This is a genomic window from Arthrobacter sp. H5 (assembly GCF_000520595.1).
Classification (GTDB): domain Bacteria; phylum Actinomycetota; class Actinomycetes; order Actinomycetales; family Micrococcaceae; genus Arthrobacter_D.
The window spans coordinates 19,665-34,051 of the sequence record NZ_KI915010.1 but is presented as its reverse complement, the minus strand read 5'-3'; the positions used below and the strand labels follow the sequence as shown (position 1 = coordinate 34,051).

General features: G+C 61.9%; 11 protein-coding genes and 1 pseudogene. 7 read left to right on the top strand and 5 right to left on the bottom strand.

Annotation, left to right across the window (positions count from 1 at the left end; all coding sequences use genetic code 11):
• Together Y708_RS29950 and Y708_RS0115865 are read left to right on the top strand one after the other, a co-directional pair.
• Positions 1 to 290, top strand: a pseudogene (locus Y708_RS29950) (integrase); the annotation flags it as partial.
• A 159-nt stretch (positions 291 to 449) separates the two neighbouring features.
• Positions 450 to 1,445: an NAD(P)-dependent alcohol dehydrogenase gene (locus Y708_RS0115865; RefSeq protein WP_028280682.1), complete on the top strand. Its 996-nt coding sequence runs from the start codon at positions 450 to 452 to the stop codon at positions 1,443 to 1,445.
• Positions 1,446 to 1,545: 100 nt separating this feature from the next.
• Here the strand turns inward: Y708_RS0115865 and Y708_RS0115860 are convergent, their stop codons facing one another.
• From Y708_RS0115860 to Y708_RS0115850, 3 genes are read right to left on the bottom strand one after another with little or no spacing between them, the layout of a single operon-like run.
• On the bottom strand, positions 1,546 to 2,418 hold the full coding sequence (locus tag Y708_RS0115860; protein ID WP_028280681.1) for a carbohydrate ABC transporter permease: 873 nt from the start codon (positions 2,416 to 2,418) through the stop codon (positions 1,546 to 1,548).
• Positions 2,419 to 2,422: 4 nt separating this feature from the next.
• Positions 2,423 to 3,358, bottom strand: coding sequence for a carbohydrate ABC transporter permease (locus tag Y708_RS0115855; RefSeq protein ID WP_216699815.1), 936 nt, complete (start codon positions 3,356 to 3,358; stop codon positions 2,423 to 2,425).
• A gap of 8 nt (positions 3,359 to 3,366) precedes the next feature.
• Positions 3,367 to 4,767: an ABC transporter substrate-binding protein gene (locus Y708_RS0115850; RefSeq protein ID WP_028280679.1), complete on the bottom strand. Its 1,401-nt coding sequence runs from the start codon at positions 4,765 to 4,767 to the stop codon at positions 3,367 to 3,369.
• A 123-nt stretch (positions 4,768 to 4,890) separates the two neighbouring features.
• Here Y708_RS0115850 and Y708_RS0115845 point away from each other — a divergent pair, with 123 nt between their 5' ends.
• Positions 4,891 to 5,835 carry a sugar-binding transcriptional regulator gene (locus Y708_RS0115845; RefSeq protein WP_028280678.1) on the top strand — a complete coding sequence of 315 codons (945 nt, stop codon included), beginning with the start codon at positions 4,891 to 4,893 and terminating at the stop codon, positions 5,833 to 5,835.
• On the top strand, positions 5,832 to 7,223 hold the full coding sequence (gene xylB, locus Y708_RS0115840; RefSeq protein ID WP_028280677.1) for a xylulokinase: 1,392 nt from the start codon (positions 5,832 to 5,834) through the stop codon (positions 7,221 to 7,223). Before Y708_RS0115845 ends, xylB begins: the two co-directional genes overlap by 4 nt.
• A gap of 13 nt (positions 7,224 to 7,236) precedes the next feature.
• Here the strand turns inward: xylB and Y708_RS0115835 are convergent, their stop codons facing one another.
• A complete protein-coding gene (locus tag Y708_RS0115835; RefSeq protein ID WP_028280676.1) occupies positions 7,237 to 7,422 on the bottom strand; it encodes a hypothetical protein in 186 nt (61 codons plus the stop codon).
• Between the two features lie 114 nt (positions 7,423 to 7,536).
• Complete coding sequence (locus Y708_RS0115830; RefSeq protein WP_028280675.1) at positions 7,537 to 9,030, bottom strand: mannitol dehydrogenase family protein; 1,494 nt, start codon at positions 9,028 to 9,030, stop codon at positions 7,537 to 7,539.
• 250 nt (positions 9,031 to 9,280) lie between these two features.
• On the opposite strand from Y708_RS0115830, the gene Y708_RS0115825 reads away from it, so the two are divergent.
• The 3 genes from Y708_RS0115825 to Y708_RS25650 all read left to right on the top strand — a co-directional run.
• Positions 9,281 to 10,579: an exo-beta-N-acetylmuramidase NamZ family protein gene (locus Y708_RS0115825; RefSeq protein ID WP_028280674.1), complete on the top strand. Its 1,299-nt coding sequence runs from the start codon at positions 9,281 to 9,283 to the stop codon at positions 10,577 to 10,579.
• The gene (locus Y708_RS25655) at positions 10,579 to 12,360 is read left to right on the top strand and encodes a serine hydrolase domain-containing protein (protein WP_035776608.1); all 1,782 of its coding nucleotides are present in this window, start codon (positions 10,579 to 10,581) and stop codon (positions 12,358 to 12,360) included. Before Y708_RS0115825 ends, Y708_RS25655 begins: the two co-directional genes overlap by 1 nt.
• A gap of 88 nt (positions 12,361 to 12,448) precedes the next feature.
• Positions 12,449 to 14,387, top strand: a 1,939-nt coding sequence (locus Y708_RS25650) for a glycoside hydrolase family 3 protein (protein ID WP_051479066.1), incomplete at its 3' end; no start/stop codon positions are given.

Genomic DNA, 14,387 nt, shown 5'->3' with positions numbered 1-14,387 from the left:
CGAAAGCGGTCGGCTGGCGGTCCAACAAGCACGGGAAAAAGGCCCGCATCTACGACAAGCCGCGGACCCCGTACCAGCGCGTGCTCGATTCAGGGATCCTCTCCCAGGACAAAGCCACCGAGCTGGCCCAACTAATTGATACCACCAACCCGGCCGACCTCACCCGAGGCATCACCGCCATCCAGAACCAACTCATCAAACTCGCCGCAGAGAAAACACGGGCGCTGGAAGCATCATCCACGCGAGCACAAATAGCTGAAACAAGCACAATACTTACACGAGCATCTTGACGGTGACCCACGAAGAAATCCACGCGTGCATCTTGACGGTGATTCCCCGGGCCCCTCGCTGAGGATCCCGGGCTTTCTGACCCAATACGTCGGTGTCGACTATCATATGAGCAATACTTGATTCACAAATGAGCATCGGAGTGGGCAGTGGAACAGACTATGAAATCGTCCGTCCTGGATAGTCCCGGAAAGCTGCGGGTCGAAGAACGGCCCGTTCCCCGCCCCGGCCCGGGCGAAGTGCTCATCCGCATCCACTCCGTGGGCGTCTGCGGGTCCGACACCCACTACTACCAGCATGGCCGTATCGGTTCGCACGTTGTGGAACAACCGCTGGTGCTTGGGCACGAACCCTCCGGACAGATCGCCGCGCTCGGCGAAGGAGTCACCGACCGCTCGGTTGGGCAGCGGGTGTCCCTGGAACCGGGCATCCCCAACCCGCTCTCACCCCAAACACTTTCCGGCTGCTACAACCTTGATCCAGAGGTGCGCTTCTTCGCCACGCCGCCGGTTGACGGCGTCTTCAGTGAGTACGCCGTGCATCCGGCGGCCTTCTGCCATCCGGTTCCCGATCACCTTTCCTACGAAGCGGCAGCACTTCTTGAGCCCCTGAGCGTTGCATTGGCTGCCCGCAGTGCCGGGCGAATTGAACTGGGCGCACGCGTGCTGGTGGCCGGGGCCGGACCTATCGGTTTGCTGGTAGCTGCTGTGGCGCAACTTGCCGGCGCCGAAGTCACCCTCACCGATGTCCGGGCGGAACGGCTCGAATCAGCGGCACGGTATGGTGCCCAGCATGTCTTCACTGCGGAGAACGCTCCGCCGTCCAAACCGGAGTTTGATGCATTCATTGATGCGACCGGCGCCGAGCCCGCAGTTCTCGCCGGTCTTCAGCGCCTCGCGCCCCGCGGACGGGCTGTCCTGGTGGGCATGGGCGCGGACACCATCGCCCTCCCGGTACAGCTGGTCCAGGGCAGGGAGCTGGTCATCACCGGAACGTACCGCTACGCCAACACATGGCCGACGGCAATTGACCTCGCCTCGCGCGGACTCGTGGACCTCGACGGGCTGGTTACCTCACGCCACGGGCTTGACGACGTCGAGGGCGCTCTCCTCGCGGGTTCCCGTCCGGGCGCCCTGAAAGCCATCGTCAACCCGTAGTTTCAGGTCTGAAACTACGGGTTGACTCGGTGCAGATCGAGTGGCTGTTGAGCCACGTCGACTGCGTCGAGCCAACGAATCTGCGGCAGGGGAACCGCGCCTACTTGACCGCGCCCATCGACAGGCCGCGGACAAGCTGCTTCTGCGCAATCCACCCGGCAATGACAACCGGCAGCGATGCAAGCACCGACGCTGCGGACAACTGGGCCAGGAACAATCCCTCGCTGGTCATCTGCGACACCAGGAACACCGGCACGGTTGCCGCCTGCGCCGCCGTGAGGTTGAGTGCAAAGAAGAACTCATTCCACGCAAAAATCACGCAGATCAGAGCCGTGGCGGCAAGACCGGGAGCTGCCATCGGCACCAGTATCAGGCGAAGGGTCTTCATGAGGCCAGCACCATCGATTGAAGCGGCCTCGAGTACCTCTGCAGGAACCTCTTGAAGGAACGAACGCATCATCCACACCGCGATCGGAAGGTTCATTGCGGTGTACAGGACGATGAGGGTCCAGATGTTGTCCAGCACCCTGAGTTCGCCTGCAATTACATAGATCGGCATGATTACGGCTACTACCGGAAGCATTTTGGTGGAAATGAAGAAGAACAGCACATCCTGGGTCTTCTTGACCGGCCGGATACTGAGTGCATACGCCGCAGGCACTGCAAGCACGATCACCAGGAGGGTCGAAACCCCGGTGGCAATCAGCGAGTTGAGGAAATAGCTGCCGGCCCCCGCATCAAGTACGGCCCGATACTGGTCGAGCGTCGGCTCAAAGAAGAAGGTGGGCGGGTTGGTGGACGCTACCGATTCCTGCTTGAACGAGGTCAGCACCATCCACAGCACTGGCAGGAAAAAGCCGATAGCAACAATCCAGGTCAGCGTGGTGAGCAGTGGCGAGATTGCCCGTCCGCGCCGTGACGGGCGCTGGGAGGAGACAGACGCCGTCGTCGTGCTTAGTGTTTGAGTGGCCATGGGGTCAGTCCTTCGTCTCGAAGCTGCGGAAGATCAGGCGCAGGGCGAAGCTCGCGATGACGATGGTGCCGATGACAACAACCACGCCCATCGCAGCAGCCTGGCCTATGTCAAAGCCAAGGAAGGCCCGCTGATAAATGTAGAAGGGCAGGTTTGCGCTGGCGGTGCCGGGGCCTCCGGCCGTCATGAGGTAGATCTGGTCGAAGGTATTCACCACGTAAATGGCTCCCAACAACACGCCGAGCTCTATGTACCGGCGCAGATGCGGCAGAGTGACCGACACAAAGGTCTTTGCCCAGTTTGCCCCGTCCATCTGAGCGGCCTCCAGCACATCCTTCGGTTGTGCCTGCAGTCCCGCCAGTACAAGGAGCATCATGAATGGGGTCCACTGCCAGACGAGCGCCATCAGGATTGAAATCACCGGATATGATGTGGTCCAGTCCACGGCGGGAATTCCCACCAGGCCGAGCGCCCAGTTCACCAATCCATAGGTTGGGTTCAGCATGGAAACGGACCAGAGAGTGGCGCCGGCAACCGGCATGATGAGGAACGGTGTGATGAGCAGTGTCCGCGCCAGGCCTCGGCCCTTGAAACTGCGGTCCAAAAGCAGAGCAAACGCAATGCCCAGCACCATCGCTGCAAACACGCAGCCGAGCGTGATCAGTACGCTGTTCACGGCAGCACCGCGGAACGTGGAGTCCCCGAAGATGTCCACGAAATTTTCCACACCCACGAAAATGTTGCCCTCCGGCCGCAACAGGTTCCATGAGCGCAGTGAGTACCAGATGGTCACCAGGAAGGGCACCTGGGTCACCACAATGGTGAAGATCAAAGCCGGGAGCAGGGGCGCCCTGCGACGCCAGGCTTCCGCCTTCGAGATACCGTTCTGGGTGCTCGGGCGGCTTTTCTGGTGCTTTTTGAGATTGTGCTGATCCACCATGCTGGCCATCAGTTCTCTCCTGCCTGGTAGGTTCCAGCCACTGTCTCGGCGTATTGCTGCGACTGTTCCAGGGCTTCCTTGACGGTTTTCTGGCCGGCGATTGCCGCCGATATCTGTTGTGCAACCCGGGTTCCAAGGTCCTGGAACTCAGGAATCCCGACAAACTGAAGGCCGGTGTAGGGAACTTCGCCCACAATGCTGGTTTCCTGTGATGCCGCCGCCATGGCGTCGAGGGTGGGCTCCGCATAGGCTTCGGCGACCGCAGCGTACTCAGGATTTTCGTAGGTGGATGCGCGGCTGCCCGGCGGCACCCGTTCCCATCCGATTTCGTTGCCCACCAGTTCGATGTACTCGGGTGACGTCATCCAGGAGATGAATTCCCAGGCGGAGTCCTTGTGCTCGCTGGTCTGGGGAATGGCCAGGGACCAGCTGTACAACCAGCCGGCTTCCTCTGTCTTGTTCACCGGAGCGGGGGCGTATGCTGTTTTCCCCACAACCTGTGATGATGCGGGGTCCTCCACCGTGGACACCATGGCCGTGGCGTCGAACCACATGGCGGCACCGCCCTGGCTGTAGCGGGTAATACACTCGCCGTAGCCGCTGGTGGCCGCGCCCGGCTGACCATAATTCCGGACCAGGTCCACGTAGTCTGTCACTGCGGCTTCCACCTCGGGACTGTCCAGGGTGGCGTTCCAGTCTTCATCGAACCAGCGCCCGCCGTAGGTGTTGATCACGGTTCCCAGAGGGGCCATCACTTCACCCCAGCCGGCCAGCCCACGCAGGCAGATTCCCGAGAAATCCTCCTCTGGAGCGTGCAGCTCCTCAGCGAAGCCCCGGATGTCTTCCCAGGTTGGCTGCTCAGGCATCGTGAGCCCTGCCTCGTCGAAGAGATCCTGCCGGTAGGCCAGGAACGCGGACTCCCCATAGAAGGGCACCGAGTGGAGGTCGCCCTCATAGCTCAGGGCGTCACTGATGTTGGGCAGGAAATCATCCGGGTTATAGCCTTCGGTGTTCTCCGCGTAGTCCTGGAGGTTGGTGATCCATCCGTTTTCAGCCCACATTGGGGTCTCGTAGTTCGAGATCATCACGACGTCGAACTCCCCACCCTGAGTCGCCACAGATGCGGTGATTTTGGCCCGCGCCTCGTTTTCGGGAAGCGAGACGAAACTGACGTCGATGTTGGGGTGGTCCTGCAGGAAGTCTTCCTGCAGTGAGATTGCGTCCTGCATCTGGGGATTGGACACGATTGCGACTACCAGTTCCTCGCGTTCCGCGGAAGCGTTTGCTCCGCATCCCGTGAGTACCATGACCGCCGATGAGAGGGCGGCAAGCGCCGTCGTCGTTCTTTTCCTACTCCGCCGGGGCTGAGTGGAGTGGTGCGCCTGCGCACCTGTGCGCCGTAAGCTCATGCGGACAACCTTCGCTCGTTTGAGATAATGGGCTTGCTCATTTGCTAAGTGACTTTAATCATATATACTCAATTGAGCAAGGTGTGACGCTCATACGTTTGATCAGCGGAAGAGGATCGGTACGTGGAAACGCTTCCGCATGACGAGTTGCTCGCCTCTGTGGGCAGGGACTACTACCTGGATAATCAGTCCAAGGTGCAGATCGCCGAGCACTACGGTGTTTCGCGGTTCCAGGTTGCCCGCTTGCTGGAAGAAGCCAGATCATTGGGGATTGTGCGGATCGAGGTCCGCTCTCCTAACGCTGCCCAATCGGTGAACACGGCAGGGCTCGCTGCCGCACTGGGTGTCGACCGTGTGGTGGTTTCGGCTGACGCCGTGGATGACCTCGAAATCCGCGAAAAGCTGGCCCTTGCGGCCGCACAGGAGTTGATGGCGGCTGCCAGGCCCGGTTTCACCATCGGCATCTCCTGGTCGCGTACTTTGGACCGGGCAGCGCGCCATGTCACCAAGCTGCCAACGTGCGACATTGTGCAGCTGGCTGGCGCCCTGCCCGTTGCGGGCAGCGGCAATTCCCTGGAGCTCATCCAGCACCTGGGCAAGGTGTCTGGTGGCAGCACCTGGCCCATCTGGGCGCCGTTGGTGGTCGAGAACGCAGCAACCGCGCAGAGCCTGTCACGGCAGCCGGAAATTTCCGAAGCGCTCACCCGGGCGGACAGCCTGGACGTGGCCGTGGTGGCCATCGGAGCCTGGACGCCGGGGCTTTCCACGGTGTGGGACCGCGTGGACAACGCCGTGCGGCTGGAGGCTTCCAATGCCGGAGCGGTGACCGAATGCTCGGGCCGCCTCATCGACAAGGACGGAAATGAAGTGCATTCCGGTCTCGACTCCAGAATCCTGGCCGTCTCGCTCAAGCAACTTCAGAACACCCCGCAGGTCATTGCGGTGGCACAGGGAGCCGCCCGTGCGGACGCTGTGCGGGCGGCGATCCGGGCCGGGATCATCTCCACCTTGATTGCCGACCGCGAACTGATCACATCACTGGCAACCGCAACGGAGGAACCGGTGTGAACACAGTCATCGGGGTGGATTCGTCCACCCAGTCCTGCAAGGTACTTGTGGTGGATCCGGACAACGGCCGCGTCCTCTCCTCGGGCAGCGCACCCCATCCGGATGGCACCTCCGTGGATCCCGCGGTCTGGGTGGATGCGCTTCGCACCGCGTGGGCAGGCGCCGCTCCTGCCGACGACGTAGCGGGCGTCAGTGTTGCTGCACAGCAGCACGGTATGGTCGCCCTCGATTCCGCGGGCCAGCCCGTTCACGACGCACTCCTGTGGAATGACACCCGCAGCGCCCCGCAGGCGGCCGCAATGCTCACCGAGCTTGGAGCGGATGCCTGGGTGGACGCGGTGAACGTCGTCCCGGTTGCCTCATTCACACTCACCAAGCTGGCATGGCTGGCACAGCACCGGCCCGAACTCGCCGAACGCGTAGACCGGGTGGTACTGCCCCACGATTACCTGAACCATGCTCTGACGGGTGAGTACTTCACCGACCGCAGCGATGCGTCCGGCACCGCGTACTTCTCACCCACGACGGATTCCTACCGCACCGATCTGTTGGAGAAATTCTTTGGTCGGGTGCCGCTGCTTCCTCCGGTTGTGGCACCTGGTGACCACGGCGGCCGGCTCTTGCCCGGCTGGTCCGCCGGCACCGCCGTCGTCGGCGCCGGCGCCGGCGACAACGCGGGTGCGGCACTTGGGCTCGGGCTCAACGAGGGTGAAGTGGTGGTCTCCATTGGCACCTCAGGCACAGTGTTCACCTCAGCCGCTGCACCCTCACGCGACCCCAGCGGTGCTGTTGCGGGATTTGCGGACGCCACGGGAAATCACCTTCCCCTCCTCGCCATGATCAATTCGGCGCGGGTCATGACCGCCACTGCAGCCATGTTAAATGTGAGTCTCGCCGAGCTGGACCGGCTGGCAACGCAGGCAGAGTACGACGCCGGTGGGTTGAGTTTCCTGCCATACCTCGACGGCGAGCGCACACCTAACCTTCCAGACGCGCGCGGGACCCTGGCCGGGCTGACCCGTGCAAACATGACTCCCGGGAACATTGCCCGGGCCGCTGTCCTGGGCGTCCTTAATTCCCTTGCCGACGCACTGGAGGTACTCAAGGGCCACGGCGTGCCAGTAGAAAAGGTGCTGTTGATCGGCGGTGGTTCCAAGTCCGTCTCGCTCTGCCAGGCTGCTGCCTCAGTATTTGATGTACCGGTTGAGGTCCCAGCCGCGCGTGAGTACGTTGCATTAGGCGCCGCACGGCAGGCCGCCTGGGCCGCGACCGGATCGATGCCGCAATGGGAGCGGGTCATCGACCAATCCTTTGAGCCATCCGGCGAATGGGGCACCGATGTCCGAGGACGTTATGTCGGGGCACGGAAGGCGGCCTACGGGGTGTAATGCCGTCCGGTGCTTACCGCCGGTTGAGTAAGCTGCGAATCTTTCCCGCTATCCCGCTGCCGCCGCGGCCGGCGCCACCCATGCCTGTTCCGCCTCGTCCTGTGGTGTTCATTCCACCGGTCCTCCCACCAGTGGTGCCCCGGTTGTTCCGGCCTGCGTACTTTCCCGCAGCGTTCTTGATCATGTCGCTGAAACCCATGGTGAACTCCTTTAACCTGTTGCGCCTGACCGACGGTAGTCAGGGTGCTTACGACTGTACGCGGGTCCTCCGATGAGTGCTACGGGGCGCCTGCCTGCGCAGCGACCGAGCGGATTAATTCAGGGGCGACCGGCCGCCATTGACCAGCGCCTCTACCGTTGCCCGCGAGCCCTTGGTTTTCAGCGAAACGAGCGCATTCGAGTAGGCCTCCGCAAACCGCGGATTCTCGGCAAGGTCGCCGAACAACTCCCGATCCCTGATGAACGCCAGTGGATCAGCGTCCTGCCCCTGGGTGGCTGCGGTCAGCCGGTCAGCCAAGCGGTCGACGACGGTAATTGACTCACCTGCCTCATCCACACCCTCCGCGTACCGTGCCCAGGAGGCGACGATGGCCGCCGAACGGTGGATTTCGCCGTCGTGCTTGAGGTTCTCTTTCACCACCGGCAGCAGCCATTTTGGGATCCGGTCCGAACTCTCCGCACACAGGCGCGCCAGGGTGTCCCTGACGTGTTCATTGGAGAAGCGTTCGATCAGCGTTCGCTTATAGTCAGCCAGGTCAATGCCGGGGAGCGGGTGCAGGGTGGGAGTTGCCTCGTGGTCCATGTAGTCCAGCAGGAACTGCGCAAACAACGGATCCTGGCAGACTTCGTGCGCGTAGCGGTAGCCGGCCAGGTAGCCAAAATAGCATTGCCCCTGATGGCTGGCATTGAGGAGACGGAGCTTCATCAGCTCGTAGGGTTCGACGTCGTCAACCACCTGCACGCCCGCGTCCTGGAACGGCGGCCTGCCCAAGGTGAAACGGTCCTCAAGCACCCACTGCTCAAACGGTTCGCAGACCACGGGCCAGGCATCAGCAACGCCAAATTCTTCCGCGATGGAGGTTCTGTCCTCATCGGCCGTGACCGGAGTGATCCGGTCCACCATCGAGTTGGGGAACGCGACGTTTTGCTCAACCCATTCACCGAGCTCCGTCTCACGCAGTGCAGCGAAGGCGGTGAACATTTTCCGCGCCACGTCACCGTTGCCCTGGATGTTGTCGCAGGACATCACGGTGAAGGGTGCGATGCCGCGGGAACGACGGCGGTGCAGTGCCTCGATCACCAGGCCAAAGGTTGTGCGGGGGCTGGCTCCCGGCTGAAGGTCGTGGGCAACGTCCGGGTTGGCGGCGTCGAACTCTCCGGTCCCCTGGTGGAAGTTGTAGCCGCCCTCCGTCACCGTGAGCGACACAATGCGGGTATCCGCTGAGGCCATCTTTTCGACGACGGCGTCCGGATCCTTCGGTGCATGAAGGTATTCGATGATGGAACCGATAACACGTGCCTCACGCGTACCGTCCGGATGTTTCAGGACCAGGGTGTATAGGCAATCCTGCGCGTCCAAAACCTCCTTCATGCGCGCGTCTCCCGGCAGGACCCCGACTCCGCAGATGGCCCAGTCGAGGGCTTGTCCTTTGTTCATGAGGCGGTCCAGGTACATTGCCTGGTGTGCGCGGTGGAAGCCGCCGACGCCGAAGTGGACAATGCCGGTCTTGAGCCGGGACCTGTCATAGGACGGCTTGGACAGGTTATCCGGCAGTGATGTCAACGATTCGGACGTGAGCTGTGGCATCAAGAGTCCTTGTGAGCTGGGTTACTTTTAGCCCAGATTACCATATGAGCAGAACCTGCTTCTCAAATGAGCGTGAGGGTTTCCTGAATACCACAAGGGTTGTAATTGGGCTACTAACTTTCCAATATTGATGGAACTGATTGACATACCTCCCGTGGGCTCCTAGATTCGTAGTGACTTGCATCACGGTTTTGCTTGACTTCAGCACAGAGCCGAACCTTGCCATCTCATCAATCGAAAGGCTCCCTCCATGGCTATCAATCGAAGAAACCTCATTCAGGCATCAGGACTGGGCGCAGTTGCTGCGGTGGCTGCGCCGTTTGTCTCCGGGGCCTCCGCCCAAACGCCGTCGCGCAGGAACAACGCGGGCGGTGGCAGGCCGCTGACCAATGGCGCCGATGTGGCGGCCGCGGACAACTGGAGCATCTTCGACGGCCGTAAGGTCGGCATCATCACCAACCCGACCGGCGTCCTGCAGAACTTCCGCTCCATTGTCGATGACATGGCGAACAAGGGCGTCGATGTCGGAGCCGTCTTCGGGCCGGAGCACGGCTTCCGGGGAACGGCACAGGACGGCGCCAGCGAGGGAACCTCCGTAGACCCCCGGACCGGCATCACCGTCTACGACACCTACGGCGCTTCGGTCGCCACCTACGCCCGCTTTTTCGAGGAATCCGGCGTTGACACCATCGTGTTCGACATTCAGGACGTCGGCGCCCGCTTCTACACTTACATCTGGACCATGTGGGATGCGATGCAGGCTGCATCGCAGACCGGCACGAGGTTCGTGGTTCTGGACCGCCCGAACCCCAACGGTGGCCAGGCACGCGGGCCTGTATTGCAGGACGGGTTCCAGTCCGGCGTCGGAAAGCTCGGCATCGCACTGCAGCACGGCATGACTGTCGGCGAGCTCGCCAGGTACTTCAACGCGGTGCACCTGCCGGCCGCAGGCCTCGAGCCACTTCAGGATCTTGAGGTGGTCGAGGTGCGGAGCTGGCGCCGCGAGATGACCGGTCCGGATAATCGTGCGTCCTGGATCCTGCCGAGCCCCAACATGCCGACGCCGGAAACCGCCACCCTCTACCCCGGCACCGCCCTGTTCGAGGCAACCAACATGTCCGAAGGCCGCGGCACCACCCGCCCCTTCGAACTGATCGGCGCCCCCTACGTGGACTACCAGTGGGCGGAGGCACTGAACAGCAGGGGGCTCGACGGCGTCACCTTCCGTGAGGCATACTTCCAGCCAACCCTCTCCAAGAACCAGGGCGTCATCTGCGGTGGTGTACAGGTCCACATCAACGATCACGAGAGCGTCGAAGCGCTTGAAGTAGGCATTCACATGCTGGTCGAAGCCAAACGGCTCTACCCGGAGTTCGACTGGCGCGGAGACGGCGGCCGCTGGATGGGCCTGCTCAGCGGTTCGGCACGAGCCGGCGAGCAGATCGACGCCGGTGCTGACGCAGAAACCATTGTCAGCGCCTGGCAGGGTGAACTGGCCCAGTTCGTCAGCGATACAGACACATACCTCCTCTACAAGGGGAAGCGCTAATGAGGGGCTTTGTCAGGGCGGGCGCTGTTCTGGCCCTCGCGGGAATGGCGTTCAGCGGCGTCAACGGTGTGGCGCACGCGGACAAGCCTTCTGAACCGTCAGGGAACGGGAGCGATCAGCGCGCCACCGGCAGATTCGATCTGCCGTTGGACGGGTTCTCCCCAGCCAATACGCGGCTGACCGAAGGAAACCCCCGTGCTGCAGGCTTGGCTGACACCACCACAATTGACGCCGCCTGGGAGCAGGTGGAAGCCTATGCCAACCCGGAAGACGCCGGGACTAGACCGATGTACGCGTCCGCGGTTGGGCTGATGGCACATCATGGGCAGATTATCGGGACGCACGCAAGTGGATTTTCCCGTCTTTACGCGGACGGCGACGGCGCCAAACTGCCCGTTGGCGAACAGATAGCCGCAACCGAGGAGACCATCTACGATCTAGCGTCGGTCACCAAGCTGTTCACCTCGTTGTTGATCATGCAACAGGTCGAGCAGGGCACCATTGACCTCGATCAGCCCTACGCCGCCTATGTGCCGGAGTTCGCCAACAACGGTAAGGAGGGGATCACCCTGCGGCAAATGCTCACTCACACGTCAGGGCTCAAACCCTGGTTGCCGCTCTGGAGTGCATATGAGACTAAGGACGAACGTATTCAGGCAGTCATGGAGACGACGCCGGCAAACGAACCCGGGGCGGCCTACACCTACAGCGACCTCAATCTGATTGCCTTGGGCGTTCTGGTGGAAAAGGTCACCGGTCAACCCCTGGATCGGGCGCTGGAGACGGGAATTACCGGACCGCTTGAGCTTGCGGACACCGAGTTCAATCCGCCGGAAAGCAAGTTGCAGCGCATCGCGGCTACCGAATATCAAGCGGCGGCCGGCCGCGGCATGGTGTGGGGAGAGGTTCACGATGAGAATGCGTGGAGTCTGGGCGGAGTCGCCGGACACGCCGGGGTCTTTTCGACAGCCGGTGACATGGCGGTCCTTGCCCAGACCCTGCTGAACGGTGGCATCTACGAAGGGGAGCGCATTCTGGAGCAGAGCACTGTTGAGTTTCTACTGGACAACCAGAACGAAGAGTTCCCCGGCAACGCGCATGGTCTTGGATTTGAACTGGACCAGATGTGGTACATGGGCGGCCTTGCAAATGAATCCGCTGCGGGTCACACCGGCTATACCGGGACCTCTCTGGTCATCGACTACACATCGCGTTCCTTTGCTATTTTGTTGACCAACCGTGTGCATCCCAGCCGTGCCTGGGGCTCAAACAATCCGGCTCGCCGGACCGTCGCCGACGGGCTCGCCGGTGCCCTCGCGGTGTTGCCACAGAAGGGTCCCACCGCATGGTCCGGAGGAGCGGACAACAACTCGGACAATACTTTGCAGACCAGTGTGACCGCCGGGGAGGACACCGAGTTGTCCTTCGACGTGTTCGCTGACAACGAGCAGACCGACATTTTTGCGCTGGAGACCTCGGTAGACGGCGGAGAAACCTGGACACTGGTGCCGTACTCGGTGCGCAGCAAGCAAGAGGGGGAAACCGTCCAGACTGATGGCATCTATAACAACCGCGGCGAGCGCACCTGGGGCGAAGCAGTTGCCCAGCTGCCCGCTGGCGAGCAACTGATTCGCTGGCGGTACAGCACCGATGCCAACACTCTTGGGCGGGGTGTCTTTGTTGACGACATTCGAGTAGAAGACGGGAAGCAGACCATTCTGAATGGCGAACAAGACGCCGACGCGTTTGTCGCCACTGGATTCTCTGAAGTGCGTCGCTGATGAACAGCGGCCACGCGCGTAGTTATCAAACAACCACAACAATCACACAGGGCGGAAACGCCCTTCGAGCGAAGGCGCTGGGATACGCATGCATTTAGGAATTGGCAGAAAAACCTGCCTCATTACGGCAGCGGTAACGGGGCTGCTGTTGTCAACCACGGGCGCGGCGACCGCGACTGTGCCGACAACCACACTAACTCTTCCGACAAAGACTGTGGCGTCGGCTGAACCCAACATCGATGCAATGATCGCTGAGATGAGTCTGGACGAGAAGATCGGCCAGATGACCTGGACCCATGTTTACGGGTCATCAGCTGATGACACCTCGATGGCGGCAAGTAACCGGGCACGCTACGGCGTGGAGACCCCGGCTCAGGTTGTGGAGAAGTACAACCTTGGCGGCGTCCTCTACTTCGCCTGGTCGGGGAACACTGCAAACCCCACACAGGTCGCCGGCCTTTCCAACGGCCTGCAGGAAACTGCTGTGGGTGAGGATGGAGCGGGTGTCCCCCTCGCAATCACGATCGACCAGGAGGGCGGGCTTGTGGCCCGTATTGGGCCACCGGCCACTGTGCTTCCGGGCAACATGGCGCTGGGTGCCACTTTCGATGTGGACCTCGCCCGCGCGCAGGGTGAGATCCTCGGCTCCGAGATGCGCGCGATGGGCATCAACGTGGATTTCGCGCCCGTACTGGACCTCAACACCAACCCGGACAACCCCGTCATCGGGATCCGTTCCATGGGCGAGGATCCCGACGCGGTCGGCGCTCTGGGCGTCGCCCAGATTGAGGGCATGCAGGAGCACAATGTGGGCGCTGCGGCCAAGCACTTTCCCGGCCATGGTGACACCTTCACTGACTCCCACTTCGGGCTGCCGACCGTTACTTATGACCGCGAGACCTTGAACAAGCACCTGGAGCCGTTCCAGGCCGCTATCGATGCGGGTGTGGACATGGTCATGACAGCGCACATCATCGTCGAGGCCATCGACCCGGAGATGCCGGGCACCCTGTCCCACAAGGTCCTCACCGAACTGCTTCGCGGGGAGATGGGATTTGAGGGCCTGGTCACCACGGACGCACTCGACATGGCTGCACTGGCGGCCGAGTGGTCACAGGAGGAGATAGCGGTCATGGCCATTCAAGCCGGCTCCGATATTCTGCTCAACTCCCCTGATGTGGATGCCTCGTTTGCAGGTGTTCGTACCGCCGTGGAGACCGGTGAGATCACCGAGGACCGCCTCGATGAATCTGTCCGGCGCATCCTGGAATGGAAGGTTGAACGCGGAGTCTTCGAGCAGCCCATGGCGGATGTCGACACGGTCAACGACGTAGTCGGCAACGCTGATCACCTTGCTACCGCCAATCTGATTTCCGACCGGGCCGCTACCCTGCTGCGCAACGAGGACAACGTTCTTCCGCTCGCACCGGACAGCTCGGTGCTCATGGTGGGATCCGGTTCGGGTTGGCCGGAGCTCGTTGGGCCGATGCTCGCTGATGAAGGATTCGCGGTGACCGAAGACTACGAGAACGGATCCTCACCCTCTGCCGCGTACCGTGCGCGCGCCGTGGCAGCTGCGGACGATGTCGACGCGGTGGTGTTTACGTCGTACAACGCCACAGGCAACGCTGCCCAGCAGCAGATGGTGGCCGAGCTTGAGGCGACCGGAACGCCCGTCGTCGTCATCGCCACCCGCAACCCGTATGACATCAGCGTCCTTCCAACCGCCGACGCGGTGCTCAACAGTTACGGGGTCAAGGCGGTCAATTTCCACGGTGTGGTACGTGCCATCTCCGGTGAGATCAACCCCAGCGGCACGCTGCCGGTCAACATCCCCGAAGCCGACGGCGACGGCCTGCTCATGCCATTGGGCTTCGGCCTCCGGTACGTCACCGATGTAACGCCGACGGCAGTCACCTTCGATGACCGGACAGGGCGCGGCCAGGATACCTACACTGTTCCTGCGGTCGAAGGTGTTGACTACCTTCTTGACGGTGAGGCCGTTGAGGCGGGGACTCACCGGAAGC

Coding starts and splice junctions, on each gene's coding strand:
- Y708_RS0115865 (WP_028280682.1), top strand. CDS start 450: ATGAAATCGTCCGTCCTGGATAGTCCCGGAAAGCTGCGGGTCGAAGAA.
- Y708_RS0115860 (WP_028280681.1), bottom strand. CDS start 2,418: ATGGCCACTCAAACACTAAGCACGACGACGGCGTCTGTCTCCTCCCAG.
- Y708_RS0115855 (WP_216699815.1), bottom strand. CDS start 3,358: ATGGTGGATCAGCACAATCTCAAAAAGCACCAGAAAAGCCGCCCGAGC.
- Y708_RS0115850 (WP_028280679.1), bottom strand. CDS start 4,767: ATGAGCTTACGGCGCACAGGTGCGCAGGCGCACCACTCCACTCAGCCC.
- Y708_RS0115835 (WP_028280676.1), bottom strand. CDS start 7,422: ATGGGTTTCAGCGACATGATCAAGAACGCTGCGGGAAAGTACGCAGGC.
- Y708_RS0115830 (WP_028280675.1), bottom strand. CDS start 9,030: ATGCCACAGCTCACGTCCGAATCGTTGACATCACTGCCGGATAACCTG.
- Y708_RS0115825 (WP_028280674.1), top strand. CDS start 9,281: ATGGCTATCAATCGAAGAAACCTCATTCAGGCATCAGGACTGGGCGCA.
- Y708_RS25655 (WP_035776608.1), top strand. CDS start 10,579: ATGAGGGGCTTTGTCAGGGCGGGCGCTGTTCTGGCCCTCGCGGGAATG.